The organism is Protofrankia sp. CiP1_Cm_nod3 (assembly GCF_982290655.1).
Window position 1 is genome coordinate 10,894 of the sequence record NZ_CEVIVD010000117.1, and the last position, 2,368, is coordinate 13,261.

The window sequence follows — 2,368 nt, forward strand, 5'->3', positions numbered from 1 at the left end:
AACGGGTGCGGCGGTCGTAACGGCTGTGACGGCCCCGGCTCGGGCGGGACGGCGTGCGGCGCCGGGGGCGGCTGCTCGGCGGCGATCAGGATGCCGCACTGGTCGCACCAGTCGTAGGTCTGCGACAGGTGCCCCTCCTGGCAGCGGGCGCTCACCGCTTCGCCGGCACCGTCTTGGTGGACGACACGTCCAGGTCCATCTCGTCCAGCGCGTCGACGTCGCGCCTGAGGCGTACCTTCCCGGTCGCCGGGTCGTCGATGTCGACCACCTTGGCCAGGCGCCGGAGCGTGCCCTCGTCGTCGGCCTCGGCGGCGAGCTGCGTCGCCCGGCCCAGTCTGGTGGCGGCGGTGGCGTCGTCGCCCAGCGCCCTCGCCTCGATGCCCTCCTGGATCGCCCGCGCCAGCTCCTCCTGACCGGTGTAGTGGGCGACCTTGTCGTTGATCCGGGTCGACAGGTCGGTGTCGTCCGTCCAGACGGCCAGGACGAGGGCTTCCGACAGCTTGGTGTCGCCGGCGACGAGGGTCACCCTGGCGGCGAGCTTCCTGGTACCGACCGGACCGGGCACGACGTCGACGCACAGGTGATACTCGCGGGTGCCGGCGCCCCAGGCGCCGGTCGGGTAGTCACGGGTCCGCTCGTTGACGTCGCCGCCGCGGCCGGTCAGGTCGTCGACCTCGGGGTAGACCTGCCGCAGGAACCGGACGGCCGCGCCCTTGGGCGTCCACACCCGTAACGTCACGTCGGGAACGGCCCGGGCGGTGGCCGCGGCGACCACCGCCCGGAAGTCGTCCGCCATCTGTTCCGGAGTCCGCAGCAGCTCCACCGAACCGAGCAGCAGGCTCGCGATCTGGCGCAGCTCGGACACCCGCCAGTCGGCGCCCACCCCCCGGCAGTCGCACTGGAACACGCCTTCGCACCGGGCGAGCGCGGCGGCGAAGACGTCCTCGCTCTCCCAGTTCTGGCCATCGGTGAGCAGGATGGCGTGCCGGGCCGCGCCGGGCCGGGTCTCCATCAGCGAGCGGGTCAGCGTCAGCCACTGGCCGATGGCTGTGCCGCCGCCCGCGCGGATGTCGTGCACCGCCTGCTTCGCCGCCGACCTGGTCGCCGCCGACGCCTCGGCGAGACCGGTCTGGCTTGTCGGGTAGACGACCCGGGCGGAGCTGTTGCCCGAGACCACCGCGAACGCCACGCCGTCGGGCAGCGTGTCGATCGCGACGGCGGCCGCGCGCCGGGCTTCGGTGATCTTCTTGCCCTCCATCGACCCGGAGGAGTCGATGATGATCACTTCCGCGGTGCCGGGGCCCGCGCCCGTGCCGGCCGGGCCGTCGGACACGATTTCGGCACTGTCCGTCACCGCTTTGACCGTCACCACCGCGTGGACGTCGGTGGCGCCCTCGCTCAGGTACGCGTTCTGGTTGACATCACTGCTGAACGTGACCATCAAGGTCTCCGGGGGTGAGGTCGTCGGGTACATCGAGGACGATGACGGTGATGTTGTCGTGCCCACCGGCGCGCAGGGCGACGTCGGCCAGGTGCCGGGCGACGTCGATCGGTGCCGCAGCGGTGCCGGCCGAGGCCACGTGGGCGGCGAGCACCTGCGGGTCCGAGGCGTAGTTCCACAGCCCGTCGCTGCACACCACCACCCGGCCGGGACCGGTCAGCCGGGCGGAACCGACCTGCGGGACCACGTTGCCGCCGTTGTCGGGGCCGAGCCAGCGGGTGATCGTGTGCGCTCCCGGCGCCGTCTCGGCGGCCTCCGCCGGGATGAGACCGGCGCTCGCGGCGTGTGCGGCGAGCGTGTCGTCGGCCGTGAGCCGCACCGGGCCGTCGGTACCGAGCAGGTACACCCTGCTGTCGCCGAGCCAGCCGACGGACAGCACACTGTCGATGACGACCGCGGCCACGAACGTGCACGCCGGCGCGGCGCCGGGGGTGGCGACCGGCCGGTCCAGCACCGCTCGCTGGGCGGCCGCGGCCGCGGCGCCCAGCGCGTCCGCGCCAGCCCGGTGCGGGGCCGCGGCCCGCGGCCCGCGCCCGGCGCCGGCCGCGGCGGCGACCAGCGACTCGACGGCCGCCGTGGCCGCCGCCCGCGCCGCCGGGCCGGAGTCGGGCGCGGTCGACACGCCGTCGCAGACCACGGCGACCGGCCACGGCCCCAGCGCCATGCCCATCCCGTCCTCGTTGTCCCGGTGCGCCAGGCCCCGGTCGCTGACCCCCGCGATCCGGCCGAGGTCGGTTTCGACCCGGTCGGGCGGCAGTTGCCGGCCGGGCGCGCCCGGCGCGCCGGGGTCCCGCTGCCTCCCGCAGGTCGTGCAGAAGCCGTCGCCGTCGAACTCGGCCGCGCCGCAGCTCCGGCACGGCCCGGGGA

2 protein-coding genes are annotated in these 2,368 nt (G+C 74.9%); both read right to left on the bottom strand.

Going from position 1 to position 2,368, the window contains the following annotated elements:
• Window positions 1-151: 151 nt before the first annotated feature.
• Window positions 152-1,441: a VWA domain-containing protein gene (locus AC5LUJ_RS18630; protein ID WP_250291671.1), complete on the bottom strand. Its 1,290-nt coding sequence runs from the start codon at window positions 1,439-1,441 to the stop codon at window positions 152-154.
• Window positions 1,422-2,368: PP2C family protein-serine/threonine phosphatase (locus AC5LUJ_RS18635; RefSeq protein WP_493465375.1), on the bottom strand; the 947-nt coding region annotated here is incomplete at its 5' end. The genes AC5LUJ_RS18635 and AC5LUJ_RS18630, both read right to left, overlap by 20 nt.